The organism is Sphingomonas sp. BAUL-RG-20F-R05-02 (assembly GCF_022662305.1).
Classification (GTDB): Bacteria; Pseudomonadota; Alphaproteobacteria; order Sphingomonadales; family Sphingomonadaceae; genus Sphingomonas.
The window spans coordinates 1-26,250 of sequence record NZ_JAKNQH010000018.1 but is presented as its reverse complement, the minus strand read 5'-3'; the positions used below and the strand labels follow the sequence as shown (position 1 = coordinate 26,250).

Annotated in this window: 23 protein-coding genes and 1 pseudogene; 2 read left to right on the top strand and 22 right to left on the bottom strand. The window is 61.8% G+C overall.

Going from position 1 to position 26,250, the window contains the following annotated elements; translation table 11 throughout:
* Positions 1 to 10: 10 nt before the first annotated feature.
* From L8F97_RS19770 to L8F97_RS19730, 9 genes and pseudogenes are all read right to left on the bottom strand, one after another.
* Positions 11 to 313, bottom strand: coding sequence for a cytochrome o ubiquinol/quinol oxidase subunit IV (locus tag L8F97_RS19770; protein ID WP_313932065.1), 303 nt, complete (start codon positions 311 to 313; stop codon positions 11 to 13).
* Positions 310 to 936 carry a cytochrome c oxidase subunit 3 gene (locus tag L8F97_RS19765; protein ID WP_242154096.1) on the bottom strand — a complete coding sequence of 209 codons (627 nt, stop codon included), beginning with the start codon at positions 934 to 936 and terminating at the stop codon, positions 310 to 312. Before L8F97_RS19765 ends, L8F97_RS19770 begins: the two co-directional genes overlap by 4 nt.
* Positions 933 to 3,023 (bottom strand): cbb3-type cytochrome c oxidase subunit I, encoded by a 2,091-nt coding sequence (locus L8F97_RS19760; protein WP_242154094.1) that lies wholly within the window; start codon positions 3,021 to 3,023, stop codon positions 933 to 935. The genes L8F97_RS19765 and L8F97_RS19760 overlap by 4 nt, the downstream gene beginning before the upstream one ends.
* Before the next feature lie 4 nt (positions 3,024 to 3,027).
* Positions 3,028 to 3,969 (bottom strand): cytochrome ubiquinol oxidase subunit II, encoded by a 942-nt coding sequence (locus L8F97_RS19755; protein ID WP_242154092.1) that lies wholly within the window; start codon positions 3,967 to 3,969, stop codon positions 3,028 to 3,030.
* A 464-nt stretch (positions 3,970 to 4,433) separates the two neighbouring features.
* A complete protein-coding gene (locus L8F97_RS19750) occupies positions 4,434 to 4,826 on the bottom strand; it encodes a DUF2809 domain-containing protein (RefSeq protein WP_242154090.1) in 393 nt (130 codons plus the stop codon).
* A gap of 2 nt (positions 4,827 to 4,828) precedes the next feature.
* A complete protein-coding gene (locus L8F97_RS19745; RefSeq protein WP_242154089.1) occupies positions 4,829 to 6,412 on the bottom strand; it encodes a sensor histidine kinase in 1,584 nt (527 codons plus the stop codon).
* Positions 6,409 to 7,125 carry a response regulator transcription factor gene (locus L8F97_RS19740; RefSeq protein WP_242154087.1) on the bottom strand — a complete coding sequence of 239 codons (717 nt, stop codon included), beginning with the start codon at positions 7,123 to 7,125 and terminating at the stop codon, positions 6,409 to 6,411. The genes L8F97_RS19745 and L8F97_RS19740 overlap by 4 nt, the downstream gene beginning before the upstream one ends.
* 17 nt (positions 7,126 to 7,142) lie before the next feature.
* Positions 7,143 to 8,633: a DUF4173 domain-containing protein gene (locus tag L8F97_RS22910; protein WP_242154085.1), complete on the bottom strand. Its 1,491-nt coding sequence runs from the start codon at positions 8,631 to 8,633 to the stop codon at positions 7,143 to 7,145.
* 192 nt (positions 8,634 to 8,825) lie between these two features.
* Positions 8,826 to 8,999: pseudogene (locus L8F97_RS19730) on the bottom strand (integrase); the annotation flags it as partial.
* 221 nt (positions 9,000 to 9,220) lie between these two features.
* Between L8F97_RS19730 and L8F97_RS19725 the strand changes: the two are divergent.
* Positions 9,221 to 10,918, top strand: coding sequence for a hypothetical protein (locus L8F97_RS19725; protein WP_242154083.1), 1,698 nt, complete (start codon positions 9,221 to 9,223; stop codon positions 10,916 to 10,918).
* A gap of 142 nt (positions 10,919 to 11,060) precedes the next feature.
* Here L8F97_RS19725 and L8F97_RS19720 read toward each other — a convergent pair whose 3' ends face one another.
* Together L8F97_RS19720 and L8F97_RS19715 are read right to left on the bottom strand one after the other, a co-directional pair.
* On the bottom strand, positions 11,061 to 11,537 hold the full coding sequence (locus L8F97_RS19720) for a tyrosine-type recombinase/integrase (RefSeq protein ID WP_242154080.1): 477 nt from the start codon (positions 11,535 to 11,537) through the stop codon (positions 11,061 to 11,063).
* A gap of 214 nt (positions 11,538 to 11,751) precedes the next feature.
* Entirely contained in the window at positions 11,752 to 12,408 is a 657-nt protein-coding gene (locus L8F97_RS19715) for a hypothetical protein (protein WP_242154077.1), read from the bottom strand.
* 29 nt (positions 12,409 to 12,437) lie between these two features.
* Between L8F97_RS19715 and L8F97_RS19710 the strand changes: the two genes are divergently transcribed.
* Positions 12,438 to 12,725 (top strand): hypothetical protein, encoded by a 288-nt coding sequence (locus L8F97_RS19710; RefSeq protein ID WP_242154075.1) that lies wholly within the window; start codon positions 12,438 to 12,440, stop codon positions 12,723 to 12,725.
* A gap of 397 nt (positions 12,726 to 13,122) precedes the next feature.
* Here the strand turns inward: L8F97_RS19710 and L8F97_RS22905 are convergent, their stop codons facing one another.
* From L8F97_RS22905 to L8F97_RS19660, 11 genes are all read right to left on the bottom strand, one after another.
* Positions 13,123 to 13,257, bottom strand: coding sequence for a hypothetical protein (locus L8F97_RS22905; protein ID WP_242154073.1), 135 nt, complete (start codon positions 13,255 to 13,257; stop codon positions 13,123 to 13,125).
* Entirely contained in the window at positions 13,212 to 14,834 is a 1,623-nt protein-coding gene (locus L8F97_RS22900) for a hypothetical protein (RefSeq protein ID WP_242154071.1), read from the bottom strand. The genes L8F97_RS22905 and L8F97_RS22900 overlap by 46 nt, the downstream gene beginning before the upstream one ends.
* A gap of 132 nt (positions 14,835 to 14,966) precedes the next feature.
* On the bottom strand, positions 14,967 to 15,734 hold the full coding sequence (locus L8F97_RS19695; protein ID WP_242154069.1) for a TnsA endonuclease N-terminal domain-containing protein: 768 nt from the start codon (positions 15,732 to 15,734) through the stop codon (positions 14,967 to 14,969).
* Positions 15,735 to 15,957: 223 nt separating this feature from the next.
* On the bottom strand, positions 15,958 to 16,188 hold the full coding sequence (locus L8F97_RS23010) for a helix-turn-helix domain-containing protein (protein WP_409929067.1): 231 nt from the start codon (positions 16,186 to 16,188) through the stop codon (positions 15,958 to 15,960).
* 518 nt (positions 16,189 to 16,706) lie between these two features.
* Complete coding sequence (locus L8F97_RS19690; protein WP_242154067.1) at positions 16,707 to 18,068, bottom strand: LacI family DNA-binding transcriptional regulator; 1,362 nt, start codon at positions 18,066 to 18,068, stop codon at positions 16,707 to 16,709.
* Entirely contained in the window at positions 18,065 to 19,177 is a 1,113-nt protein-coding gene (locus L8F97_RS19685; protein ID WP_242154140.1) for a pectinesterase family protein, read from the bottom strand. Before L8F97_RS19685 ends, L8F97_RS19690 begins: the two co-directional genes overlap by 4 nt.
* 2 nt (positions 19,178 to 19,179) lie before the next feature.
* Positions 19,180 to 20,145 carry an alpha/beta hydrolase gene (locus tag L8F97_RS19680; protein WP_242154065.1) on the bottom strand — a complete coding sequence of 322 codons (966 nt, stop codon included), beginning with the start codon at positions 20,143 to 20,145 and terminating at the stop codon, positions 19,180 to 19,182.
* Positions 20,146 to 20,215: 70 nt separating this feature from the next.
* Positions 20,216 to 23,197: a TonB-dependent receptor gene (locus L8F97_RS19675; RefSeq protein ID WP_242154138.1), complete on the bottom strand. Its 2,982-nt coding sequence runs from the start codon at positions 23,195 to 23,197 to the stop codon at positions 20,216 to 20,218.
* A gap of 93 nt (positions 23,198 to 23,290) precedes the next feature.
* Complete coding sequence (locus L8F97_RS19670) at positions 23,291 to 24,226, bottom strand: FecR family protein (protein WP_242154063.1); 936 nt, start codon at positions 24,224 to 24,226, stop codon at positions 23,291 to 23,293.
* Positions 24,223 to 24,816 (bottom strand): RNA polymerase sigma factor, encoded by a 594-nt coding sequence (locus tag L8F97_RS19665; protein WP_242154061.1) that lies wholly within the window; start codon positions 24,814 to 24,816, stop codon positions 24,223 to 24,225. Before L8F97_RS19665 ends, L8F97_RS19670 begins: the two co-directional genes overlap by 4 nt.
* A gap of 773 nt (positions 24,817 to 25,589) precedes the next feature.
* Positions 25,590 to 26,250, bottom strand: a 661-nt coding sequence (locus tag L8F97_RS19660) for a hypothetical protein (protein ID WP_242154059.1), incomplete at its 5' end; no start/stop codon positions are given.

The window sequence follows — 26,250 nt, the reverse complement described above, 5'->3', positions numbered from 1 at the left end:
CCCTCCACGGCTACATCATCCGCTCGCGAAGGTTGAACATGATGACCAGCGTGCCCGACACCATCAGCGTGACGATCAGGCTCGCAAACAGCACCAGCAGCAGATCATCGCGCGACGACTTGGCAAGGCTGATGTGAAGGAAGCAGCGGAACTGCACAATCATCTGCACGAGGGCCAGGCCCAGGATGATCCCGAACGTCGTGCCGGCCGCAGCCAACGGCCATTTGACGACCGCAAAGGCGGCAAGCGTCAGCGCCAAGGCCAGCGCATAGCCGATCAGATATGTCCGGGTTTCGCGACGACGTTCGTTCACAGCACATGCCCCTGAAGATAAACGACGGTCAGGATGGCGATCCAGATAACGTCGAGGAAATGCCAGAACAGGCTGAGGCGCAGGATGTTGATCTTGACCCGCGTGTCGAAGCCGTAAGCGAGGACCTGCCCGCCCATCACCAACATCCAGATACATCCTGCCAGGACGTGTAGCCCGTGGAGGGGCACCAGCGCGAAGAATGCCGACAGGAAGGCGCTTCGCGTAGGGTAGGCGCCATCCGAGAACATGGTGGTGAAATCATGCATCTCCATCGCCAGGAAGGTGACGCCGAGAATGAAGGTGATGCCCATCCAGACAAAGACGGGGCGCCGCGTCGCGTCGTACTTCATGGCGAGCACCGCCAGCCCGATCGTCAGGCTGCTGGTCAAGAGGAGCAAAGTCTCGGCAAAGGCACTGCCGAGCTTGAACTCGCTCGCCGGGGTCGGCCCACCCGCCGTTGCCGCCACGGCGGTGCCATAGACGGCGAACAGCAACGCGAAGATGATGGCATCGCTCATCAGGAACATCCAGAAGCCGAAGATGCCGCTCTCGGCATTGGCATTCGGGTTCTGCTCGGTGCCGCCCAGATTGATACCGGCGTGGCGCAGCGAAGGCTGGGTCATGCCGAAATCTCCGCAAGGCCGGTGTTGCGATGCGTCAGCTCGAGCTGACGCGGCGTCGGATCGGCCGCATCGAGCGCCGCATGCCAGCGATGCTCGGTTTCGGTAACCTCGGCTCCGGAGATGGTCCGGTCACTGAAGCGTACGAAGCTACGCAGGATAAGAGCGTAGGCACTCATCGCGACCGAGATGCCGGCCAGCCACCACATGTGCCAGACCAGTCCAAAAGCCGCCGCCGTCGCACCGATGCCGAGCAACAGCCCGGTAATGCTGTTCTTCGGTACGCTGATTGCGTCATAAAACGCGTGGCGCTCATAGTAGCCACCCTTACGCTTGCCGTCGTAGAACGGATCACGCCCGCCGACATGCGGGATGACGGCGAAGTTGTATTCCGGAGGCGGTGCCGAGGTCGACCACTCCAACCCGCGCCCGTCCCACGGATCGCCGGCGAAGACCCGGTTCTCATCCCGTTCGCGGATGCTGACAACGAGTTGGATCACCAACGATGCCAACGCCGCGAGCAGAATCAGCGCGCCAAAGCCTGCGACATAGAGCCAGGGTCGGAATTCGGGCTGGAAGACTTCGTGCGTCCGCCGCGCCATCCCGCTGGCGCCGAGCACGTACAGCGGCATGAAGGCGAGATAAAAGCCGACGACCCAGCACCCGAACGACACCCGGCCCCAGCGCTCGTTCAGGCGGAAGCCGAACGCCTTGGGGAACCAGTAGGTGTAGCCCGCGAGCATGCCGTAGAGCAGACCGGGGATCAGCATGTTGTGGAAGTGCGCGACCAGGAACAGCGTGTTGTGGAACACATAGTCGAGCGGCGGGATCGCCAGAATGATACCGGTGAAGCCGCCGATGACGAAGGTGATCATGAAGGCGAGCGAGTAGAGCATCGGCACGGCAAAGCGCACCTCGCCGCAGAACATGGTCCAGATCCAGTCGTAGATCTTGACCCCCGTCGGCACCCCGATTGTCATCGTCGCGATACCGAACGCCGCGTTGATGTTGGCCGACTGCCCCATGGTGAAGAAATGGTGCACCCAGACGGTGAAGCTCAGCACCGCGATCGCCATCGTCGCCAGCACCAGCGAGACGTAGCCGTACAGCTCCTTGGAGGAATAGGTGGAGACGACCTCGGAATAGACGCCGAACGCAGGCAGGATCAGGATGTAGACTTCAGGATGACCGAACAGCCAGAACAGGTTGGCGTAGTTCATCATGTTGCCGCCGAGGTCGTTGGTGAAGAAGTGGAACCCCAGGTAGCGGTCGAGGGCGAGGAGCGCGGTCGCGACGGTGAGCGCCGGCATCGCGAACAGCATCAGGATGCTGGTGCACAGGCTCGTCCAGCAGAACAGCGGCATCCGCATGTACGTCATACCGGGCGCGCGGAACTTGAATATCGTGCAGGCGATGTTGATCGCGGCGAGTGTCGAGCCGATAGAGCCGAGCGTCACCGCCCAGATCCAATAGTCGGGGCCGACGTCGGGGCTGAAGGCGAGCCCCGTATAGGGCGGATAGCCGCTCCACCCGCCGGTCGAGAATCTGCCCACGACAAGGCTCACCATCATCAGAATGGCGCCGCCTCCGGTCAGCGACAGAGCGACCGAGTTGGCCCAGGGGAACGCCATGTCGCGCGCGCCGATCTGGAGCGGCATGACATAGTTGATGAGGCCGGTCAGGAAGGGCATCGCCATGAAGAAGATCATGATCGAGCCGTGGGTGGAGAACAGCTGCGAAAAATGGTCGGACGACAGGAAGCCCGGATTGCCGACCGCCGCAGCCTGTTGCATCCGCATCAGCACCGCTTCGACCAGCGCCCGTGACAGCATCACCAAGGCGATCACAACATACATGATGCCGATCTTCTTGTGATCGAGACTGGTTACCCACTCGAGCAGCGTGCCCCACCGACGATACCGGGTCAGCAGCGTGACGGTGACGACGAAGCCGATGATGACGAGCGACGCGGCTCCGGCGCCGATGATCTCGCTGGCGGTGGGGTTCTCCCAGGCGCGTACGAACGGCAGATCGTGCCAGGTAAAGCGGCCGAGAACCTCGGGCCAGATCGGAGGGTGAGCAGTCTGCACGGGCTTAATGCGCCTTTTGTGTAGCGGGATGCTGACCGGAACGGGGGTGCGAAGCTCCGCCCGTCGCGGTCACGATATGATTGAAAAAGCCGCTCGGTACGCGGGAGAACGTTTCTGGCCCGGTGGTGTCGCGGCGCGAGAGCCTGGCCCAGGTGGCGGCATCGAGCGCCTTGGTACCCTGTCGGGCGCGGGCCATCCACGTGGCGTAGGCGTCCGGGGTCATGCTGACGATGGGGAATTTCTGGTGAGCGAACTTGCCGCCGTTGAACTGGACGTTCTCGCCAAGATAATGACCGGGATGATCGGCTGCGAAGTTCAGCCGCGTCCGCATGCCTGCCATCGCGTAGATCTGGCCGGCGAGTTGGGGCAGCAGGAGCGACTGCATCACCGTACCGCTGGTCAGTTCCACCGTCACCGGGTGGCCGGCCGGGATGGCAAGCTGGTTCACGGTGGCAATGCCCTGATCGGGATAGATGAACACCCACTTCCAATCGAGCGCGATCGCCTGGACGCGAACCGGAGCTCCTCGTCCGGCCAGCCGGGTATAGGGATCATCCTTCTGCGTCGCCGGCCAGAGCAGAAAGGCGAGCAGGATGACGATGCCGATCGGCGGTATCCAGATGAACCCTTCGAGTGGCCAAGAGAACGCCCATTTCGGGCGATAGGCATCCTTGGCGTTGGAATGCCGATAGTGCCATGCGATCAAGGGCACGAGAATGACCACCGGGACCCAGACGAACAGCAGGATACCCGACACGATCAGCAGCAGGTGCCGTTCGTGACTGGCAACACGGCCTTGAGCGTTGAGGATACCGTGGTCGAGTGCCGCGCAGCCTGACAACACCGACAAGGCGAGGATCGCGAGTCCCAGTCGGGCGAACCTCATCGCGAGCGGCGGATCGTGGCGCGTCGGAGTTCCCGATCGTCGCGTGGATAGTACAGCCACAAAGCTCCTTCGTTATCATCCGGCGACAACTGAAAAAAACGCGATGCCTCACGGTTCATCGACGCCCGCTGACGCCACGATCCGCCGAGTTTCCGATCACGCTATGACGCGGCTTAGATCGAGTGAAAAGGCTTCTTCGCCGATCCTCTCAAGCCGCCTTGGCCTAAGCTTTTTTGTATCGGCGAGCCCAAAAAGGCTCTTTTCTGAAAAAGCCAGCGGAGCCAACTAATGTCGGCCATGCCCACCTACTCATCCGGAAGCGCTCAAAGCGGAGACGCCCGGCCAGCCCGCATCGGTGTGAACGATCCGGCGTCGCGAGATGAACGAACGGCAGAAAGCGGGAAGCGTTCTGGCAGCGTTGAATGGCCGCATCTGGGTCGTCCTTTGATATGAAACGGGGCTACAGCTTACGGCGGCTAAGAACGAACATGCTCGACGGCTCCTTGAACTGCCATTTATGCAGATTAGAGCCATGTACGGGAGCGGATCGCACAATCCGTAAAAACGCCAACAACGATTGCGATGGCGTATGCGAGCAAATCCCACAGCGAAAACACGCGCCCGAGGAGCAGCTTCCCGGGCAAAGTTATCCGAAAGGCATCAAGCAGCGGCGTATGGTAGAGTTTGAAAAGCTCAGCAGTCAATGCGACCGTGCCTGACATCAGGGCGTAAGCCGTCAGCGTCAAATTCAAGCGAGCGGTCGAGACGATCCAGTAGATCATCATCGCCCACAGGAGCGATCCGCCATATTTGGTCAGCGTGTTCGGCAATCCCAACGGCGCCAGCCTGATCGTGAGGCCGGCGATAATGGTGACACCGACCAATAGCGCTGACAACGCAAACGGCCGTTTGGGCAAGCTTACGCTCCCCACGTCGGTGTCGCTTCGCACGCCGGGAGGGTGAGGTGGAAGGCGGCGCCGTTGCGATCGTCTTGAGCGAGCAGGATCGTACCATGGTGTGCCTGCAACAACGATCGAACGATCGGCAATCCCAGCCCCGTGCCGCCCGATTCGCGGCGACTGGTGAAGAACGGTTCGAAGACGCGGCCACGATCGCCGCCGGGAATGCCTGGACCATCGTCTTGCAACGCGAGCTCCACGAACCCGGCCGCCACTTGGACAGTGATCGAGACGCAGGACGCGCCCGCCTGCCGGCTGTTTTCGACAAGCCCGGTCAACACCGATCCCAGCACGTGTGGCGGCACGGCGACGCTTGGCAGAGGCATGTCGGAGTCCGACAGCACGCGAAAACCGGCACCGTTGAAAGCATCCGCGACACCGCGAACGACGTCGCAAATGTCGGCAGCGGCGCCCTCAACCATCGTCGCCATGTCGGCGCGCGCCAGGTCGAGCAGACGACTGACGAGCAGATTGAGGCGCGCCGCGTCCGCGCCGATGTTGGCGAGGAAGCGTTCGCGGTCGGAGATGGTCATGTCAGGATGATCCTGAAGCAACTCGACCGCACCGCCTATCCCGGCCAACGGAGTCTTGAACTCGTGGCTGACCGCATGCGCGAAGTCTCGCAGATAGCGGGAGCGGCGATCGATCGCTTCGGCCATTACCCCGAAATCACGATACAGTTCCTGAATCTCGATCGCCGCCGTGGTCGGGGCGGGTGGCACCGGCCCTCCGCCGCCCGCGACCGCCCGTGTCGCGTCACGCAAAGCTTCGACCGGTCGAACGATGCCACGCGACAGCAATCCGCTCAGCACCACCAGCGTGGCGAAGATCAGCCCCACGCCAAGCGCGATCTTGCCGCGGTCATCATAAATCCCTGCAAACAGCGCGCGCGGTGATCGCGACAGCAACAGCACACCGATGACGCGCCCGTCCAGGATGATCGGGCGGGCGTGGTGGATGCGCAAGTCTGAGGCACGGCTAAGCCATTCCAGCGCGTAATGCTGACGGTAGGCGCCATTGCGGCGAAGTGTGGTCACCGGCTGGCCGCCCAGAGCCGCCCGCACCTCCGGTAGATCGGCATAGGATGCTCCTGCCCGTACGCCGACGAGGATGCGGCCATACGCGTCGAGCAGCAGGATTGACGCCAAGGTGGTGCGCGCCGTCAAATGCACGACCGGGCGAAGGTGATCGGCCCACGCAAGCACCGCTCGATCCTCGCCAGAGTACGACGGCTTCGGTTCGGGTCGCTCTGGCAGGATGCGCGTCAGGCGGAGGTCGATCGATGGCGTCTCGGGGACACGCTCGGCCGATAGCGAGAGCGGGTGGGCGCCGGGCCAATCGACCGCCGCCGTGGCTGCCAGCGCGGCGCTTTGCGCGACCAACTCAGCCTCGGTCTGACGGACGAGCGAATTCTCGTACACCCGCAGGAACAGCGCGCCGAAGCCCGGCAGCGCGGCCACGAACAGGAAGGTCAGCAGCAGGATGGCCCGCAGCCGCAGGCGCGGCCAGTGGCGGCGGACGACCTGCTTGAACCGCTCGATCATCCCCTGCCACATGCGCCCAGACGATAGCCGATGCCCGCCCGCGTCTCGATCACGTCTCCGGCACCCACGGCAGCGAACTTAGCCCGCAGGTTGCGGACATGGCTGTCGATCGTACGGTCGGTGATGGCGAAGCCCGGGCCGTGCAGTCGGTCGATGATCGCTTCCCGGCTGAACACCTTGGATGGCATCGTCACGAGCGTACGCAGGATACCGAACTCGGTAGCGGTCAGCGGCACCGCTTGATCCGACCAACTCGCCTGCCAGCCGTCGGGATCGAGGTGCAGGTAGCCATGCGCGAGCGGCGGTATGGCATCGACCACCGCCGGCGGCCGCCCCGCAGTACGGCGCAGGATCGCCATCACCCGCGCGACCACCTCGCGCGGACTGAACGGTTTGGTGACATAATCGTCCGCGCCCAGTTCGATACCCAGCACACGATCGATTTCATCATCGCGGCTGGACAGGAACAGGATCGGCAGGTCGCTGCTCGCGCGCAGCCGACGGCACGTCTCGATCCCGTCCATGCGCGGCATGTTGATATCGAGCACCACCAGATCGGGCGGGTTGCGCTCCACCACCGCGAGCACCGCCTCGCCGTCCTCCGCCTCGATGGTGTCGAGCCCGGCCTTCGCGAGCGCAAAGGCGAGCAGTTGGCGGATATGGGGATCGTCGTCGGCGATCAGAATGGTGCGCGGCATGGGGCATTGGATCATAGCTAACGCTCCTGCGGTCAAGACTGGGTGGTAACGATGGGAGGATGTTCGATCGTCCCGTCGCAAAGCCGCCATGCAGGCTGCTCGACCGCCAACGGTCGGTCCCGATCGCGCCCGAGCAAAGTCTGCGCTTGTGCCAGGCGGCGGGCGCCGCGCGGCGTCCACTCCGTCCATGTGTTTTGCCGTGCCGAAAGATCGGTAAGGACGCGATCGCGGACATAGCGCACGCGGTCACGCGTCACCGCGTCCATCGGCTGCCGCTCCAGCGCTATCAAGGGCAGCAGCGCGCCATCGCCGACCTCCCCGAGATAGCAGAGATCGACCGCAGCCGGTGCCTGCTGGCGGACGTTCCATGCTGCGGCCGCTGCGCCAAGATCGACGAAGGTGCACACGGTGAGCACGAGCAAGGCCGCCAGCGCGTTCCAGTTGATCAGCCAGCGCGCGCTGCGCCCGCGCAGGATGCGCCAGCAGATCAGCACCAGCCCAAGCGCCACCAGTCCCATCCACGCGAGCGCGGCGATACGCCACGCCGTCAGCATCGAGGCATCGATGTAGTCGATCGTCCGCAACACGCTGGAGGCGACCAGCACGAGGTTCTGCACCACCCACAAGGTCACCAGCCGTCGCGCCCACGGGTGCCTTGCGCTGGCGCTGCCCGGGCGCAGCATCGCCAAGGCCATCACCCCTGCGATCAGCGCGGTGCCGATCAGCGGATAAGCGCCGCGATGCACATATTCGGTCTGCGACATACCGGCCGGCAGCGCGCCGCCGCTCCACAGGAAGGCGATGTCGAGCCCGTTTTGGACGGCGAAGATCGCATTGAACACCGCGAGCGCGATCAGAACGGATGGCAGCGATGTGCCCGGCAGCACTGGCTCGGGAGCGGGCAGGCGGCTCGCCAGTCGCATCACGGCTGCATGTGGTCGTAGGCTTTGCCAGACGCAGGTCGCTACGGCCGCCCAGACCAGCATTTGCGATGCCGACGGTAGTCGGATTGCAACGAGAGCCTGCGCGATCAACGGATTTGCGGCGGCGAACAGCGCCACGAAGAGGCAACCGCCGACCAGCGGCAATCCCAGCGTTGCCATGATGGCGCCAGCACTGGCGCCTTTGTTGCGCCGAAAGCGTGCGAATTGGCGCAGGTCGCTGATAACCTTGCCGATCCCCGTCGCCGCATGGAGGGCGAGGCGGGCGCCCCAAAGCCAGGCATCGTCGAAGTGGCCGGCCTTCGGCAGCAGCGCGGCGACGGAAAGCGCCCCCCAATATAACGCCCAGGCAAGCAGTCCCGGACTATCGAAGAGCGAACCTGCAAACACGACGGCGGCGGCGAGGGCGATCCAGGCAGGCGCGCTTCGCCGTACATCGCGCCGACCAAGTACAAGCCCCATCAGCCATAGGCCCGCAAAGGCACCGACACCCGCACCGGAGAAGCCATATGGAAACAACTGGTCGAACAGCACCACCAGTGCGACCACCAGCATAGCCTTGAAAAGGAAACTGAAACGCACTCGCCTGCTCCTGCCGTTGAGGCAGTCGACCTAATCGGTCGTGATGCATGGGCGATCTCAGGTGCCAGGAGCTTCAATGGAGGATCGGTGCAAAACCAGTGCAGTTCGCTAGCCCCCGACGGGAGTTAAGCTGAATGGACGGCCCAAGTTGGAAAGCGACTCAGGCGGGCTCAGTATCGCTTTTGGGTCCGCTCAGACCTCAGTGCGTTCGGCCAGTTCCAAAGCGTCCGCCACGTCAACGCCTAGGTTGCGCACTGTGCTGTCGATCTTGGCATGGCCGAGAAGGATCTGAACGGCGCGAAGGTTACCAGTCGCCTTGTAGATGATCGATGCTTTTGTGCGCCGAAGCGAGTGCGTCCCGTAGTCCTGAGCCGGGATCCGCCGGAAGTTCTTGATCGTAAGCTACGCGAGATACACGTGCTCCCCCAGTCTGCGCTTCTCTCCATCCCCATCGCGTTCAACGGAAATGATCGACGGCTCTTCTCCTTCATTGCCGGACGATCTTCCAGAGCAGTTGCGTCCATTCGTCGAGCTAGTCGATCAAAGGCAGCGGGCGTTCGACGACCTCTGGCCCGAGGTTCAGGGGCATGGTCGGCGACGCCGGGGAAAGGACCGTGCTATCCAGGGTCATGCTCCGCTTCTCACGCCTCGACCCGCAACTGCTCGATCCGGTATCCGCACCCGGGGTCTTCAACGCGACCCTCAATGCCCACGGGACTTACACGACCGAGCACTTCGTCCTCCGCCTCAGCCCCCGCGTGCACGAACTCGTCGACGCGATCACGAAGCGCGAGACCGACGGCCACGATACGGCGGACCTCATGCAGGCCTATTCTGTCTACCTCCACGAGACGATTCACTGGTGGCAGCACATGGGTTCGTCGGCTGGATTGATGCTCAGCCTCGCTTATCCGGCCCAAGTCTACGGAAGCATGGTGTTCCTGCAGCAGTTCGGCCGGGGCGCCGGGTGCGTCAAGCCGGTTAAGACCTGGGCGCACCGGGCGATGGTGGCCGGTGCCACGCATGCCGATCCAACGCTGGCGGCGGCGAACATCGCGGTAAACAACGCGCTGGACATCGATTTCTACAAGAAGATCGCCCTGTCGCCGAAACACGCCCTCGAGATGCGTCACACGCCATATTTCGAGAGCGTCGGCCACAGCTACCTCAAGTCCTACGGCGAGACCGTGTTCGCGATCATCGGCTCATGCGACCTGCGCGAGGGTCAGCTTCCCAATCCGGCGAGCTGGGATCCACACATCTTGCGGCTCAGGGCCGAGCACGCGGAGGGCTTCGTTCACGGCTCGATGCCTCCAATCGCCGAGGTCGGCCTGGCGGAGATCTTCGAGGGCCAGGCGCGCTTCTGCCAGCTCCAGTTCCTCGCCAGCTCGGGCGGGCCGGAGTTGCTCGAGAGTTACCGGAAGAAGGGTCAGTTTGGGCCAATCTACGTAGCGGCGTTCGAGCTCTTCCTGCAGTTGCTGGGCGCGGTCTGGCCGGAGCGCTACGACGATCCCCTCGTCGGACTCTTCCTGCTCATATGCGACCTCGCCATCAATCCGACGCGGGGATACCCGCTCGAGATCGAGTCCTTCGAGGACTTCATCTGCGACGTGGATCCCGGCGCCCGGTTCACACGGCTGTGCCTCGCCGCGGCCGAGGCGCCCGAGCTCCAGAAGGCGATACAGTGCTTCTCGGCCGTGGAATACGAGTTCGTCGCGTCCCGCCTCGCCGACCAGTGCGGCTACGACTACCCGTTCGCGGGACTGGACGCGATCGTAGGCCTGTTCGGCGACGGCGGCCCCGTTGACGCGCTGCTGGAGGAGCACCGGACCTTCGGGTTCGGCCCCGTGAATATGCCCGTGAGGGTGATCTTCTCCCATCACCTCGCACTCGCGCGGGACAAGAGGGCCCGGCCCGAGATGTTCTGCTGGCCCGGGATGTGGCTGGCGGGCGAGCGGTGCACCGACGAGATCCAGAATACGTTCGAGGCGCACCTCTCCCTGTTTCAGGACCGCGGCGACACCGAGCAGATCTTTCCACGCGCCATGCCGGGCAGGAGCACGGAAAACATCAAGGGCCTCGTCAACGGCTTCTTCAGCGGCATGCTTGCCTTCGACCTCGCCTTGCAGTGGACGCTGTTCCCGGGCCCATTCAGATACGACTTCAAATGGTTGACGGGAAAGGAGGAGAACAGGGAGCTCATCGCGCTCGCGAAGCGGCAGTTCGAGCACTACTACGAAGTGAATCCCGACGCAGTCGAAGTCATCAACCACGCCGATTCCTAACGGTGCACCATCGATGATCCGCGCTTTCGGACGCAACCGCGAAACCGTGGCGCGAAGTCCACGTCTCGGTTACCGATAGCCGCATGCGAGAGATGCTTACCGACACGAAGAGGGCGACCGAGCATGCCCTCCTCGATCCGGATCAGCATCCGCTTGCTGTCGATATCGTCGGCCTTGAGATGCGCGACCTCCGACACGCGCAGGCCAGCGCCATACGCCCGCCGAGCGCCGCGCGGTACTTAATGCCCGGGGCCGCCTCGAGCAGCTTGGCCACCTCGTCGACGCTCAGCACGTCGGGGAGCTTCCTGGGACAATGCGCCAGCACTAGGCGGCGCGACAGATTGGGCCGCTCGAGCGTCACGTCGAACAGGAAGCGCAGCGCCGACACCGAGCCGTTGATCGTGGACTCGCCAACACCGTGCTCGCGCTGGTGAAGCTGGAAGCGCCGCACGTCCTCGGCGCTCGCGGTGTCGGGCGACCGTCCGAGGAACGCTGCGAAGGCGCGGACGTGACGAACATAGCCGTGCTGGGTCCGCGCGCGCATCGCGCGCATCGCCATGTCGTCGAGCATGCGTTGGCGTAGCGGAGTGACGGGTGGGTCGATCGGGTGAGTCGCCATGATGAGTTCCTCTCGTTGAAGGAACTCCATAGTCGGCCACCGCCTCCGCGCGGCCAAACCTCAGCGTATGCTCGCTACCTAACCGCCAATACCACTGCCGCGCAGCGGCTTCGTGCTGTGGGTCGACTCCGTCGGCGCGCAGCGGATGCCCGACTGTGCGGCGTTGCCGGCAGCTATGCGCCTCTCGTGGAGCTGAGCAGGGTGGGAGCGACCATCAAAGTGAGAAGCTGTTCGCTCCACCGAAAGCCTCTTCGATAAACCGCGGCTGAGCCGGCTTACCTAATCCCATCGCCGCGAAAACGTATTCATCGATCCAGTCCAGAGCCTCTGCGACGGCAACGCCGCACGCGAAGGCATCCTTGCTTGGGAACTTCGGCCCCGAAAGCGTTCCCTCATGGACCAGGTCATTGCGCATATTACGGAAATCCGGTGGCAAATTGGGAAGATTGAAGCGGGCAGCCGCGAACGCCAATCTGGGCGTGAAGTCCTTGATCGTCTGCCCCTGCGTGCCTGCCATGCGCTTGGCAGTAATGGCGATGATCTCAAGGATCGTGGTAGTGCTGAGCACGAGATCCTCAAGCGACCAGAATGCCAGCGCGTCGAGGAAGTGATGCGCGATGAGTCGGATGTTCTCGTCCATCCCCTTGGTCGGGTATGGCACGACGAAGTTGGCTATCGCCCGGGCGAACGATGTGTCGTCCGGACATGCCGGAAACCCGAGGCCCATCGCCCGCGGCCGGGGAAAATGTGGGCCCACCTGCATGAAGGTCACCTGCGACGCCGGAAGGCTCCGGCTCGGCGCCACGCTTAGGCCGGTGACATAGCTGGCAGCCAGGCAGAGGGGCACGAGTTCGTCGTCAACAGCGTTCATCGCGGCAGCTCGACGAAGCAATCGACAAGATGATTGCGATCCAAGACTCTCAAGGTTTCAGCTCGGACATTACCCTGAAGACATTCGAGGCGTGTCAGAATGATCAGGAGTGGCTGCACCGCTACGAATCTTACATTCGTGGCCACGCGGTGGCACTGGGAAACCCCCGTAAGACTAACGCCAACCAAACAATCGGAAGCCGCATCAAATCAAAGCTCGGCGCAACTGACCTTACCGACGCTTCTGGCAAGATTCAACGCGGCCGAGCGCCGGCGGGAGCGGTGATTCAGACGTATCAACTACTAAGCCTATCGTGACTTAATCCGTCAGCGCGCGTACGCAGAAGCTTCTTTTCCGAAGCTTGAGTGGATCTTTAGCAAAGAGGAAGCGCCGCCGGGAGCGCTGGCGCAGCTCGTCATCAAGCGGCGTTAACTCTCGTAGTCGCCTACATCGCCCGCCTGCCGAGAGCTTGGACAGGTTGACCGGCGAAGCTGAACGGATGGCTGATTCCGGCAAGCGCCAACGCCGCTCGAATTGACCGATTGTGGGTCTTACCGGATGCGAGACGTGGAGACGACTATTCGGGGCGACCTGCTTGAACAACGGACTGGCAGCTCGTCTTATTTGACGCGTGTCGACGACAGGGCCTTCTCGGCCCCGCTCGCAGGCGGCCGATTGCCAGCTTCAGACCGGTTGGTCATTGTGCCTGCAAACTTAGGGACGTTGACGTTGAACCGTGTGGGATGACAGAATAGCGGCGGTGAGTTCACCGCTGTCGATCTCACCGGCAATGTAGCGGGTGTTTAGACGCTCAATCTCATCCGGGAGCGTGCCGCCTTCGTACCGCACGCTACCTCGGGCAAAATCGACTTCGGCCTGACGACGCGCGCGTTCCTCGTCGGTGATAGCTGATTGAGGGCTCTGCCCTTGGGTGTCGAGCGGCATGATCGCCAATCCGGACGTACTGGAGGCGCGCCGCAGGCAGGGAGCGAAGGAGGTAAGTTGCCCGACCGAGGTAAAACCGGAGGACTGAGAGATGGACGACGTGTCCGAACGGGATCGGGCAGAGGTGCGTGCCCCGCTAGATCAGGTGCTCTGGGATGAGGAGCGGACCACCCCACCGGCAGCCGAGAGGAAGGAGATGGCTGAAGGTGAGTCGAGTTCAGCGTCAGCGCTCTCCCCGGGAGCAGACGGGTGATTTGATCGTTCAGGGTCTTGATCGCCCGCTCGCCAATTGCTCGGTAGGTCGGCTGCTTGATCGGGCAGAACCGCACGGAAAAGCCCGCGTCACGCGCTGCCGCTTCGAGCGTATGGCTGCGAAACTCGACGGCATTATCGAGGATCAGGCAGCCAGGCTTGCCGCAAAGCATGGCAAGAACGGGGTACCGGCTCGCCATGGCTGGCGGGGGACGTTTGGGCAGCACGATGCGGCGCAGGACCTCACTGACCGACCATCTGGATGGATCGTGGAAGGTAATCAGATGGCCGACGATCGCGCGGCTTTTGACGTCGATGGCGAGTGTTAGCCACGGCCGCCCGAGAACCATCTGTAGGGCCGGGCATACGACATGCACGTCAAGCCAGGTGTGATCGACGATCACGTGTTGCATCACGAAATCGGCGGTGAGCGGCTTGCCGGCTCCTGACCAATCCTGTTTGACGGCCTCTACCTCTATGGAGGTAGCCAGGGTTTTGTCCGATTCCAGTTCGTTGAAGCGGCGTCGCACGGTGCGCTCCGAGCAGATTCCGAAGGGCTCGCGAGGCTTGTCGATGGACGGGTGACGCCCGTCGTTCACCAGACTTAGTTGGTAGGAATAATCGGCATGGATGTCCGCGACCGTGCGCCCTGCCTTCCTGCCCTCAAGTACGCACGTCCAAAGGAGCTGCTGATTGATGCCGCCTTCCTGCGGACGCATGATGTGCCTGCCCGACAGCGGGACCATATGGCGGGGATGACGGTTCCCGATGCTGCCACGGTTCCTGCGCCAGTTCTTGACCGACGATGCAGAAGGTTTAGGTCCGAACTGACTAGCCAGCGCAGGGGTCCAGCAATCTTCCAGGGCGACCTTAATGGCGCGGATCCCTTGCGGAACGCCCCTTTCGTCAAGGATCTGGCAGGCGGTCGCCATGCGCAATGCGCGGGCCGAGATCTCACCCGCCTGATCGCGCGTCCATTCCGCTGCATCGTTGTAGTTACGGATCTCGTCCGATGAACGAGGCATTCGCGTCACGGCATCGCCACAGTGCTGCATGAGCTGGAACTGCTCGACGGTCGGCAGTTCAAGCGATCCGTCCTTCTGCTCATACTTGAAGATCTCGCCTGTTATCATGTGCGCAAGTTGGATCCGGCCGTGAGAATAGGCAGGGCGATATTCAGCTCCGCGGACGTCAATGACCGCGCCGGGGGAAAAGCGGATATGCGGCATAAGATTTAGTCCCTTCTGGGCGCGCCGGGAGAGTCGCCGGCATCCCAATGATGCCGGCGGGAGGCGCGGGTGATTGAGAATGGATATTGCACGGACTGCCGAGGCGATCAGGCGCTGAGCAGACAGTGTGGCTCAGTGGATGGTCACCGGCGTTGTATCCAAGAGCGGGCGAGTCAGGTCGACTTCGATCCGTCGAGCTACTGTCAGCGCCTGAAGCACGGCTTCGCCCGTGCGGGAGCAGTGAGGAGCAACAGCTCGGGCGGCGCTGCCGAAGCAAGTATCCGCACCCACCTGCCGCGCGTGCCCCTCAAGGCGCTCGATGTGCTCCGGCAGAATGGTCACGAACCTGCGCGAGCAGAATAGCGTCACGTTGCGGCGGTGGACCAGGCTGTCCCAAATCTGGTGGCGCAGAATGACCTTGAACCGGATGCCGTGCTCATCGCAAATCGTATGAACTGCCGTAAGCTTGGCGTGGTATTCCGGATCAGCAAGGTCGCGCTCATCGCGCTTGATCTCAATAAGCGTGACCGTGCCATCAGACGCAACCAATTCGACGTCCGTGGTGTAGATCTGCATTTTCCCGTGGCGCTCGAATTCAAAGCGTACTGATTCCGATGCTACCCGCACCACAGGGAATTCTACCTCGGCACGAGTCAGAAAGTCGTATTGTGCCGCACCCTGCCAGTGAAGGACGCGCCGTGCCTTGCGGCTTACGTACCAGCCATTTTCATGAGCGAGCCCGCCGTTGAAGGTGCGCAGCGCGCCGCCATCTTCGGCGCGGATCATCCGCACGTGGTGCGCATCGCTGTGCTTGTCGCGGGTGAACTTCGGGGTTCGGTCGCCCTCTGGGCGAAGCACTGACTTCGGTGGGTGATCGTGGCCTGCGGCTTTGAAACTCATGATCGTTCCTTCCATTTCGCGACTTTGTGCGATGGACGTGAGGGGACATGATCCGGGACGGGCCCGAACCTTGACAGGTTTCACGGAATGAAGGAGATCAGGGCTTACAAGGTCTCTGATCTTCTAAGGGCCTCGCTGGGTGCAACCGGCGGGGCCTTTTCATTTCCGTAGCTTTGGGATGTTTTGGCGCGTCAGCGCGTCAGCGCGTCAATCTGCTACTACATCATCGTTCTCCTCCCGCTGGTTGCGGATAATGCGCGGGCCAGAGCTGGGCAGGGGTAAAAGCTGCTGCCGCGGCTATAGCCTCTTCGACCCGGCGCGAGCGCACGAGGCCTTTGGAAACTCTGGTGACGGTGCTGGGGCTGACGCTTAGATCACGGGCGATCTGCAACAGCGACGTGCCTCGGCGCTCCAGCGACCATTTGATGTGTCCGTGCCAGTTGTCGCTGCCCATTGCCTGCCTCGCTGGAAGTGCTTTGCGCCAAATCGCGACGATAGTTTGCCTTCGCGACTTCCAACAATAACGAATCACATATTGATTCGTGCTGTCAAGAGGAGTGATCTCTTTCGGAAGAGAAACAGGCGCGAGACGTTCTAAATTAACGGCCCCGTAAACTTTGCCAACTTCGTCTCTATAACGATATTAGACAAGGATGAGCTTTGTGCAATATCGTCTTCAAATGTATTCTTATACAAATTTGGCGGATAACGCTCTACGTCCATCCTGTGTTTTCAGTCAGCTGCCTTCAACGACATTTACTGCCTGCTGCGCAATTTTCCTCAGAGGAGGTCGGTCAAATTCACGCATGCGCTTGTGAAGACCTAGGCGTCAGGTCCTACGAGACACCGCGTTGGACAGCCCACCTGAAAGCTTTCGCCACCCTGCCCCGAAGGTTCAGCGATCAGGACAAGACTGGTCCGGTCTTTTGCATCATGAAAAATGCATGCGCTCTTTAGGCAACGTGGAAGCAATCAGCAGAGCTTTCGCACTCGAGCAAACGCCGTTTCTGTGGAATTTTTGGTGGAGAGCGGCCCGTCCGCTTTCGGGAAGCCGTTCGCAGTAAGCTGCCGTTTGTTCAGGACAGTCGAGCAGGGGGAGGGCAGACTCCGGAAGAGCCGCTTCCAGGTGACGGCCCGTCCGCTTTCGAGTAGCAATCCCGGCAGATTTTCCGTTTGTTCATTTGTACTGGCGGCATCAGATGAGTAATTTGATGATTGTGTTGGACTGACTTGACCGTGGAAAGCGTCCGACTGGCGGACGATCAACGTCGGCGGTTCTAATTCGCCACTCGGGACGACCACACCGCTGATGCGAGCCAGCAGCTTAGTAGACGCAAGGCTCCCCATTTCCCTTACGGGGAGGCGGACTGACGTGAGGTTTGGCCATACCCTCGCCGCCATAGGAAGATCGTCGAAGCCAATAACCGAAAGATCGGAAGGCAAGCTTATCGCGCGCTCTCTTGCAGCCTGCATAACTCCAAAAGCCATGTCGTCATTCAGCGTGAAAACAGCAGTTGGTGGAACGGCCAGCGCGAGCAGGCGATGACCGGCGGCGACTCCGCCTTCAAACGTATAGTCACCTTCGACGTCGTACTCCTTTGCAATCGTGATGCCGCGTTGGGTAAGCAGCGAGACGAACGCGTCGCCACGTTGCTGTGACGAACGATAACCTTCAGGGCCGCGCACCAGGGCAATTACCGTGTGCCCTAGCTCAATGAGCCTTTCCGCCGCCTGACGCCCCCCAACATGGTCGTCGCTGACGACCATCACCTCCGCATCATCCAATGCCGTGCAGGCGATGCGGACGTAGGGGCAGCCGGCATCTCGAAGCACGGCGACCAGTCGTTCATCCTCCGACAGAGGAGGAGGGAGAATGACGCCGGCCAGACGCTGCCGTTCAATGAGGGTTCGAACGTCATCGAGAAAACCGTCGCTTCCCCGCTGACAGGGATGCACGACTAGCTCCATCCCGGCATGACGCAGAACGTCGAGGATGCCGAGCTGCAAATTCACCACGTACGTCGAATTGGGGTTTTCGTAGATCAGCCCGACCAGAAACGAACGACCGAGAGCCAGGCCACGGGCCTGCGCGTTCGGGCTGAAGCGGAGTTCCCGAATGGCGTTATTGACTCGCTCGATTTTCGAGGCGGTGACCCGCGGCTCCCGATTGATGACTCTGGAGACGGTTTTCTTCGAAACCTGGGCGCGCTCCGCCACGTCCGTGATCGTCGCGCGCCGACGAGCTGGTTTATGCGGGCTGCTGTCTTGCTGATCGGTCGCGTTGATCGGCAGGGTCGGCATCCATCCGGTTGCGGGGGCTACCGCCTCGGTCATCTTGCTTTGGCCGCTTGCCAGCCGTCAAAGAAGATACGCCTGACGACGTGGATGTCGCCAAGCCCATGCGAGGGCATGCCGATGTCGCGCCGCCTGGCTCCGGGACCGGTCGAGCCACGTTCGAAGAAGCGCGAGTCCTGCGGGCGGAAGACGTCGGTCATCGTGCCGTCGTGCGCGGTACCCTTCATGGTAGCCCAATGATCCTTCGCGATATGTGCACCCATGTAGCAGTCGATGAAGGATATCTGACCGACGGCCTGCGGGTTGGCATAGCGACCATCCGCAAAACGGGTGGTGGGGTGCCACGGTCTTGCCAGTGCGATAGAACCATCCGGAACCTCCGCCTCGCGCGTCAGGCGCGAGCGATAGATCACGATCCCAATCGGCTGATCCAGCAAAGTCGAAGGGGCCGCGATGAAGGACTGGAACGGCTCGTCACGCGTATCTGCCGAACGCCGGCGCGAGCGGATCTCCGATCGCTCGATCAGCACCATACCGTTGCCGAAGATGAAGTCGATGTTGCCCGCAATCAGGCTGTCCTTGATATACAGTCGCCTGCCGTTCGCGAACAGCGTATCCTGATAACCGAGAAGAGCACTGTCCTGTACGGTCAAGCGGTCGCTGTGCACATCCGCCAGAAACGCGACGGCCTGAGGGTTGCCGATCTTGGTCTTCTCGCCATCGGAAAGTGCGTCGTTCGTCAGATAATCGTAATCGTTCGCGATCGTCATGCCGGACACGACGACGTCGCTGGCATCGACCGTGAGCGTGGCGGAGCCAGGCGTTCCCCAGCCGTTGCGATGATAGTGGCCAGCGGTCTGGGCGACCGCATCGAAATGCAGCCGCGTGCGCGCCGTCCCGCTGCCGATCAGCCGCACCTTGCTCCGCGCGATCGTCACCTTCTCGCGGTAGTCGCCCGGAGCGACGCGGATCGTGACCCAGTCCTGTTTCACGTCGTCCTGAACGCTCGCCAGCGCTGCCTCGATCGAGCCGAAGCAGTGCGTAGCTGCCGCGCACGTGCGGCTCACCCTTATTTCGGCGGGTTGGGCCGCCGTGCCGTTCGACGGCGCAAGCGCGAACATCAGTGCAAGTGCGCTTGGTACGATCATCTTCACTGGGGCTTCCTATGCGCGGCGTCGGCGTCGACGGTGTGGAGGAACGTCGTGATCTGAGCGACTGCCTGATCGAGATAAGGTTCGAACAACCAGAAGTCGTGCGGCGCGCGAGCGTAGGTGTAGGTTACAGTACGGATGCCGTTTCGCTGCAGCGCTGCCGCCACGCGCTCGCGTCCTGCGGTGAAGCGCGGCGTGCCACTGCTGACGATCAGGGTCGGCGGCGAAGCCGCGCCTGCATGGCTCGCCGCACTCGCATCCCGCCAGCGATCGGGAACCTGTTCGAATGACCCGCCCAGCCATTGCGCCAGCGGAGACTGCGGTCCCGCTGCGTTTTCATATTGGAGCGCCAGCGGCGAGGTTGCATCGAGCACTCCGTCGAGATCGATCAAGGCGTTGGGCGGCATGGACAGCCGACCTGTATCGACGGCCGTTCGATAGGCGAGAAGCGACGCCATCTGCCCGCCCGACGAGGCGCCGCCGATCGCAATGCGATCGGCGCTCAGGCCGAAGTGGGCGGCCTCAAGCTGCGCCCAGCCGAGTGCATCCGCGATGTCGTCCATGCCTGCGGGATAGGGCGCCTCGGGCGCAAGGCGGTATTCCGGCAGAAAGACGGTGAAGCCGCGCTGCGCCAGCAAATTGGCAAGCGCATAGAAGTGCGCCTTGCTGCCCGACCGCCATGCGCCTCCGTGCACAAGTACAATGCCCTGTCGCACCTGCTGCTTGGGTGACGGGTTGAAAACGTCCATGTGCAGATCGCGCGCGCCGAGCGACTTGTAGACCAGATCGTAAGCCATGGTCTGCCCGGTGCGCGGCGCGATCACGGGCAGTGAGATGCCGGGATATTGCGAGCGGTAGCCTTCGAACCGCCGTGCCACGGTGTAGCTGTCATCGACGACACGGTCCGCGTTCGCGGGACAGGCGATGCCAAACGCCAGAGCCGCAAACAATATAGGAGCCTTCATGCGTTCGTTCTCCCAGTTCCCGTGCCATCAAGACGCGCGCCCTCCGAAGCCGGATGGCGCGCGTCAGCTGTCAGAACTGATAGCGCGCACCGGCCAAAATCGTGCGCCCCGTCCCGGTGTATTCGCGCGTGAGGTACTGTGTACCATCGCCGGTGTCGAAGTACCGCTCGTGCTGGTTGTTGACGTTCACGCCCTGAATGTTGATCTCCCAGCGCTTAGTGATGTTCCAGTAGGCCGACATGTCGAGTTGGGTCGAGCCGGACTTGCGCGCTTCGAGGTTGCCGTTGCCAGCTGGAGACGTGAGCAGATAATCGTCGCGGTGGTTCAACGATGCTCTGATGCCACGGCTACCGGTGTCATAGAAGGCCGTCACGTTCCACGAGTTCGGCGAGAGGCCGGTCAGATCGCGCGCGTCGACATAGGTGTAGTTGGACGCGATGCCAAAGGCCGAAAGGCTCTCGCTGAAGATCGTGAAGGGGATGTTGGCGGTAAGCTCGATCCCCTTTACGCGGTTGCCATTCGGCGTGTTGACTACGGTGGCGAAGGTGTATGGTACCTTAGCGGGATCGGCCTGATAGGAAGGGCTGTAGCGGGGGTCAGCGTAGATTGCCGCCCAATATTGTTGGGGCACCGCTTGCGTGACGACGGCGGTCGTCAGCGAACTTACGATGTCTTTATAGAACACCGCCGCGCTCAGCAGGCCGCCCTTCGCGAAATACCATTCCACGCCAAGATCATAGTCGTTGGACAGATAGGGCTTCAGATAAGGATTGCCGAGACCGCTGACGGTGCGCGTATCGTAGCCGAACTGCGGACCCGCAATGTTGAGCGCGCTCAGCGACGGTCGCGTCATTGACCGGGCATAAGCGGCACGTGCAAGGAACGAAGGCGTGAACTCGAGTACGGCGTTCACCGACGGCAGCCAGTTGCCATAGTCGTTATTGACCCGCACCGCCGAATCCGCAACCGTCGCGCGGGAGTCGACGCCGGTGCGTACGTAGCGTACGCCGCCGTTCAGCCGCAGCGCCATTGACCCGAGATCGAAACGGTCGTTAAGCTCCACATAGCCGCCCTTCGTTCGCTCGATAACCTGCCAATCGGCGCCGACGTTGTCGACATATTGTCCGTTGAAGATTCCGGACTTGTCGATCGCATCAAAGTCGATCACCGCGAAAGTCGGCAGGCCGCCAGCGATGACGCCCGATCCGAAATGCGGAATCGGAAACGCCTTTAAAAATTGCGAGACAGGAGTGATCGTCAGGCTCTGGCCGTTAGCCTCGCCATAGCGGACGAGCCGGCGGTTATAGGCGAAGCCGGCCTTGATCAGCAGGTCGCCGCGGCTGAAGGTCAAGTCTTCCTTCGTCGTGAAGTTGTCCTTCACGACCGAGTTCAACCGGTTCGCTGCGGTCTGGGCATCGGTGTAGTTGCTGGCCGTGTTGGGATCGTATGTGCCGAACGATACCGTCGGAACATCGATGCTGCTGCTATAATCGTAGCTATAGGGATGCGGGATGGAGTGGAGGTAGAAGCGCAACTCATCGCGGTCCGCCGAGTCTCGTGCCGTTCCGACCAACGCCTTGAACGACAGCTCGTCGGTGATCTTGTAGTCGAGATCGCCGACATATTGCTGGAAGGTCGAGCGTGAGGTCTGATGCCGGTTTTCATACCAAGACGTCACGTCGTTGAACGTTGCCGCGATCAGTTCCTTCCCGTTGGGCGACACGGTGAAAGCGACCGGCGTCTGGCCGACCTGATTGCCCGCGGGGCCATGCGTAAGCAGCCACTCCATCGAGTTGTAATTGTAGCGGTCGTTCTTCAGCCGCGAGTAGAGCGCGCTAGCGGTGATCGTCATGCGCTCGATCGGCTTGACCTGGAGGGTTCCGGCAAGACCCAGGCGCTTCTGGTCATTACCGAAGAAATCGGCACGCGGCAGGCGCGGCGCGTAGAGACAGTCGAGCGGATCGGCGGCACCGCAGGGCTTGGGCGTGCCCGTGACCTTGGGGTTGGTGTCGGCCCAGGAATCGCCGTTGACTTGCGGGCTGGTCCACAGCACGCTCGAACGGCCCTCTTGATAGACAGTTCGTTTGGAATAGGCGGCCGACAGCAACACCCCGATCTTCCCGTCGAGGAAAGTGTCGCTGAACACGGTGGCGATGCGGGGATCGACCTTGCGGGTGACCGTATTGTAGCTGCCTTGGCCCGAAACAACGACATGAGCGCCGGGGCGATCGAAGGGCCGCCCCGAGTAGAGATCGACTGTGCCGGCAATGCCGCCTTCCTCAATCGATGCCCGCTGCGTCTTCTGGATGTCGATACGATTAAAGAGTTCCGAGGCGAACACGTTGAAGTCAAAGCCGCGGCTTGAATTAACGGTGAAACCGCCCGAATCGAGGCCGTCGGTGCTCGCCGGCACTTCCATGCCGTTCAGCGTCGTGCGCGTGAAGTCGGGTGCGAAGCCGCGCAGGGTAATGTTGCGGCCCTCACCGCCTTCGCGTGTGATCGCCACGCCGGGAACACGCTGGATCGACTCTGAAAGGTTCAGGTCAGGCATTTTCGCCATGTCCTCGGCAACGATCGACTCGGTCAGATTGGGCGCTGCGCGCTTCAGATCCAGCGCCTTGCGCAGGCTCGACCGAAAGCCTTTAACGATGATGTCGCTCGCTGCGTCGGTATCGGACATGCCGGCATCCTGTTCGAGCGACGTTGCTGTTGGCGCAGGGGGTGTCTGCGGCGCAGCAACCGGTTCGACGGCGCTCTTGCTCGTAATGACATAGGTCTGGCTTCCCGTGCGCCGCGCCGACAAGCCGGTGCCCGCAAGCAACCGGGCTAGCGCTTGATCAACCGTCATTACCCCCTGAACGGAGTTCGAATACCTGCCTTCCGTAAATTCGCGCGAGCCGATGATCTGGATGTCGGCCTGATGACCGAACACGGTGACCGCGCTTTGCAAAGGTTGCCGAGGAACATCGAACTTTTTTGTCTCGGCATGCGCAGGCGCCGCCGCGACCAGATAAACTGCTGCTGACGCCAGCCAGGTGCTAGCCCGCCCCATCCCCATACGATCCTCTCCGTTCATGCAGCTTTGTTGCTGCTGATGAAGTAGAGACCGGACCGGTGCCAATCCTTCCATGTCCGCTAAAAAACTTTATTGCGAGTGGCCGATCCGGATGTCGTGCTCGTCGTTTAGATCTACGGGCACGTTGAAGATCGCCCCGACTGCCTGAGCGAAGGCTTCAGGATCGTCGGTCCGGAACGTCCCGTCAAACCTGCGACTGGCGAGGCGGGTGTCGATCAGCACGATTTTGCGTCGATTGTAACGGTTGAACTCATTGACCGCGCTGGCTAGCGTGTCACCATCCAGATCGATCGATCCCTGGCGCCAGGCCAGCGCTCGATCCACGACCGACGGCGTCTCTGCTTCCAGCCTAACTTCGGCATCGTCGCCGATATAGGCCCGCTGGCCCGCCGTCAGACGCAGAAGCGGGCGCTGGTTCTCGCCCGCCCAAGCCTCCACGACGCCTTCGGTCACCAACACGTCGACACCTTCTTCGCGGCGCCGCACCGAAAAAGCGGTACCGATTGCGCGCACTCGCACGTCGCCCGCTTCGACAACGAACGGGCGGGCAGGGTCCTTGGCGACCTTGAACCAGGCCTCCCCCCTATCCAGTCGAACGTCGCGCCGGCTTTTTGAAAGCGTAATCTCGATTTTGCTCGCCGTGTTGATCGCAGTTGACGATCCGTCGGCGAGCGGCACCTGCCGAATCTCGCCGACGTCGGTCCTGAACACTGCCGACGACCGGCTCCAGAACAGCAGGCCGGCGAGCGAGGCGGCCATCAGGCCGGTGCCGCCGAGCACGAACATGCGCCGTTTGAGGGCGCCTGCGTCGCTTACCGGCAACATGGCGCCCGCCTCCGGAGCAAGCGAGATCCACAATGCCTGAGCTTGTAGCAGGGAGCCCGAACACCGCGTATCGTGCGACAACCACCGCTGAAGTTCAGCCTCCTCCGATTCAGACCATTCACCCGCGTCCATCCGCGCGACCCAGGCTGCGGCCTGGTCGTCGATCTCTTGTTGAGTCATTTCCACCACCGTCGAACTCTCACAGGGGACGAGGATTGAACAAGCCGCTCGTCGGCATCCACCTCCGCGCGGCTCCATGCCTCGCGTAGCAGTCGGACGCCCAGCCACACCTGTTTCTCAACCGCCTTTTCCGTTGTGCCGAGATGCTCGGCGATCTTCTTTTGCGACCATCCCTCCAGCTTCCGCAGACGGACGATTCTTCCGCAGCGCTCCGGGAGGCAATCGAGGAGCGCCAACATGGCGTGATGGCTGATCTTGGACATGACCAACTCCTCAGGCGACGGTGCGTCGTCCTGATAACTGTCAACCTGAACCAACGCTTCCATTGGCACGATCCGTTGACGCCGCAGTCGTCGCGCCAGCAGGTTGCGCGCCGTCGAAAGAAAATAGCTATACGGCGACGTGATGTGGGCAACGCTGTCCAGCGTTGCCACACGGCAATAGGCTTCCTGAAGTATCTCATCGGCATCTTCGGGAGAAACGCGCGCGCGACGAAGCCAGGCCCGCACCTTATGCTCGTGCGGCAGCACCTCTCGGGCGACCCAAAGCGCTCGCTCGTGCCGTTGGTCTGCTGCTGAAAGATGCTTCATCTAATCCCAGATTAGCGTTTGAACGACAGGCCGATGCAAGTTCTAGATACACGGCAGGCCAAAATCCTTCTCAAGGAGTACATGATCGCAGATGTTAACCTTTGTCGCGAAGTGGGAGTGCATCTAGTGACGAGAACAGAGTTGTAGATCGATCCAGCACTCTGCCATGCCACGCCAAGCCCTAGCGTTGGCGAGCGGCGCCGCTGCACCGATAAAAAGGACGGTGTCGAGCCTACATTTGTCGTACTAAGTTCATGAATTTGAAGATTTGGTGGTAAGCGGCCTGTCCGCTTTAGGGAAGTCGCCTGCGTAAGCTGCCGTCTGTTCAGAAGTGGGGCAGGAGGGCCTCAAACGCCCGTCGATGGTGGAGAGCGGTCAGGCCGCTTTCCGGCAGCGATTGTTGTAACAGCTGTTCGTTCAGAAGAAGGGGGGAAGGCCTAGCGCTGGCTTTGCTTTTCATAGGCCACGTTCAGTTGTGCAAAGTTAAGAACAAAATCAAGCATTTAAAAAGTCGATTAGCTCTTAGGTCAGAAGCGGGGATAAGAATTTGATACCTGCATTACGTCCACGTGTCCAAACGACGTGCGCCGTTCGACTTTGATGGCCGCATTGAAGCACAACGAGTGAGCTATGTCTCAAGGTCATCGAACAATCAACTAAGCCCCGTTGAGGGAAAGGTTCAGGATATGTGCACGACCTGTCTGGCCTGAAATTGTAATTTCGGCCAGTTCAAAGATTTTATGACGGGGCTTCAGACGCAAGTTGAGCATCTGCTATCCTTTGACAATATTTTTAACGGCTTGGCCCACCGTATCTACAGCATCTAACACGGTTTTGGCGGCGTCCTTGACTGCCTGATCGGCCGCCTTTGCGGCGTCTTGCGCAGCTTTGTCAGGCCCGGGTTTGATGGCATCCTGTGCAGCTTTGGCAGCATCTTGCGCGGCCTTGTTCGCGGCGTCCTTGGCTGCCTGATCGGCCGCCTTTGCGGCATCTTGCGCAGCTTTGTCAGGTCCGGGTTTAATGGCATCCTGTGCAGCTTTGGCAGCATCTTGCGCGGCCTTGTCGGCAGCGGCCTTGGCGGCCTGATTAGCGGCGGCAGCCGCATCCTGGGCGGCCTTGTCGGACGCTGCCTTGGCGGCATCCTGCGCAGCCTTGTCGGCAGCGGCCTTGGCGGCATCCTGCGCGGCCTTGTCGGCAGCGGCCTTGGCGGCCTGATTGGCGGCGGCAGCCGCATCCTGAGCGGCCTTGTCGGACGCTGCCTTGGCGGCATCCTGCGCAGCCTTGTCGGCAGCGGCCTTGGCGGCCTGATTGGCGGCGGCAGCCGCATCCTGAGCGGCCTTGTCGGACGCTGCCTTGGCGGCATCCTGCGCAGCCTTGTCGGCAGCGGCCTTGGCGGCCTGATTGGCGGCGGCAGCCGCATCCTGAGCGGCCTTC

Coding starts and splice junctions, on each gene's coding strand:
- L8F97_RS19695 (WP_242154069.1), bottom strand. CDS start 15,734: ATGAGTTTCAAAGCCGCAGGCCACGATCACCCACCGAAGTCAGTGCTT.
- L8F97_RS22900 (WP_242154071.1), bottom strand. CDS start 14,834: ATGCCGCATATCCGCTTTTCCCCCGGCGCGGTCATTGACGTCCGCGGA.
- L8F97_RS19740 (WP_242154087.1), bottom strand. CDS start 7,125: ATGATCCAATGCCCCATGCCGCGCACCATTCTGATCGCCGACGACGAT.
- L8F97_RS19720 (WP_242154080.1), bottom strand. CDS start 11,537: ATGGCGACTCACCCGATCGACCCACCCGTCACTCCGCTACGCCAACGC.
- L8F97_RS19725 (WP_242154083.1), top strand. CDS start 9,221: ATGGTCGGCGACGCCGGGGAAAGGACCGTGCTATCCAGGGTCATGCTC.
- L8F97_RS19685 (WP_242154140.1), bottom strand. CDS start 19,177: ATGATCGTACCAAGCGCACTTGCACTGATGTTCGCGCTTGCGCCGTCG.
- L8F97_RS19710 (WP_242154075.1), top strand. CDS start 12,438: ATGATTGCGATCCAAGACTCTCAAGGTTTCAGCTCGGACATTACCCTG.
- L8F97_RS19715 (WP_242154077.1), bottom strand. CDS start 12,408: ATGAACGCTGTTGACGACGAACTCGTGCCCCTCTGCCTGGCTGCCAGC.
- L8F97_RS19690 (WP_242154067.1), bottom strand. CDS start 18,068: ATGACCGAGGCGGTAGCCCCCGCAACCGGATGGATGCCGACCCTGCCG.
- L8F97_RS19765 (WP_242154096.1), bottom strand. CDS start 936: ATGACCCAGCCTTCGCTGCGCCACGCCGGTATCAATCTGGGCGGCACC.
- L8F97_RS19745 (WP_242154089.1), bottom strand. CDS start 6,412: ATGATCGAGCGGTTCAAGCAGGTCGTCCGCCGCCACTGGCCGCGCCTG.
- L8F97_RS23010 (WP_409929067.1), bottom strand. CDS start 16,188: ATGGGCAGCGACAACTGGCACGGACACATCAAATGGTCGCTGGAGCGC.
- L8F97_RS19670 (WP_242154063.1), bottom strand. CDS start 24,226: ATGACTCAACAAGAGATCGACGACCAGGCCGCAGCCTGGGTCGCGCGG.
- L8F97_RS19680 (WP_242154065.1), bottom strand. CDS start 20,145: ATGAAGGCTCCTATATTGTTTGCGGCTCTGGCGTTTGGCATCGCCTGT.
- L8F97_RS19665 (WP_242154061.1), bottom strand. CDS start 24,816: ATGAAGCATCTTTCAGCAGCAGACCAACGGCACGAGCGAGCGCTTTGG.
- L8F97_RS19675 (WP_242154138.1), bottom strand. CDS start 23,197: ATGGGGCGGGCTAGCACCTGGCTGGCGTCAGCAGCAGTTTATCTGGTC.